The 1,046-nt window shown below is 50.9% G+C and carries 1 protein-coding gene; it reads right to left on the bottom strand.

All coding sequences use genetic code 11. The features are described from left to right. The coding region (tuf, locus tag Xbud_RS19010; RefSeq protein WP_099137532.1) for an elongation factor Tu at positions 1-1,046 on the bottom strand (1,046 nt) is incomplete at both ends.

The raw sequence follows: 1,046 nt of genomic DNA, 5'->3' as shown, positions 1-1,046 counted from the left end.
ACTTTAGCAACAACACCAGCACCTACCGTACGGCCACCTTCACGAATTGCGAAACGCAGACCTTCGTCCATCGCGATTGGCGCAATCAGGGTTACTTTCATGTTGATGTTGTCACCTGGCATTACCATCTCTACGCCTTCTGGCAGTTCGATAGTACCAGTTACGTCAGTTGTACGGAAGTAGAACTGTGGGCGGTAACCTTTGAAGAATGGAGTATGGCGGCCACCTTCATCTTTGCTCAGGATGTACACTTCAGATTCGAACTGAGTGTGTGGGTGGATAGAAGCTGGCTTCGCCAGAACCTGACCACGCTCAACGTCATCACGCTTAGTACCACGCAGCAGAACACCTACGTTCTCACCTGCACGGCCTTCGTCCAGCAGTTTGCGGAACATTTCAACGCCAGTACAAGTTGTTTTAGTGGTTTCTTTGATACCCACGATTTCAACTTCGTCACCCACTTTAACGATACCACGCTCTACACGACCAGTAACTACAGTACCACGGCCGGAGATGGAGAATACGTCTTCGATTGGCAGCAGGAATGGCTTATCAATATCACGCTCTGGTTCTGGGATGTAAGAATCCAGCGCTTCAGCCAGTTCGATAATTTTCGCTTCCCACTCTGCGTCGCCTTCCAGCGCTTTCAGAGCAGAACCACGGATGATTGGAGTGTCATCGCCTGGGAAATCGTACTGAGACAGCAGCTCACGTACTTCCATTTCTACCAGTTCCAGCAGCTCTTCATCATCAACCATGTCACATTTGTTCAGGAACACGATGATGTATGGTACACCTACCTGACGGCCCAGCAGGATGTGCTCACGAGTCTGTGGCATTGGGCCATCAGTTGCCGCAACAACCAGGATCGCACCGTCCATCTGGGCAGCACCGGTGATCATGTTTTTCACGTAATCGGCGTGGCCTGGGCAGTCAACGTGTGCGTAGTGACGGGATGGAGTATCGTATTCTACGTGAGAAGTAGAGATGGTGATACCACGTGCTTTTTCTTCTGGTGCGTTATCGATCTGGTCGAATGCACGAGC

The organism is Xenorhabdus budapestensis, assembly GCF_002632465.1.
GTDB lineage: Bacteria > Pseudomonadota > Gammaproteobacteria > Enterobacterales > Enterobacteriaceae > Xenorhabdus > Xenorhabdus budapestensis.
Note: the sequence above shows the minus strand (reverse complement) of the source record. Positions and strands in the feature narration are given on the sequence as shown.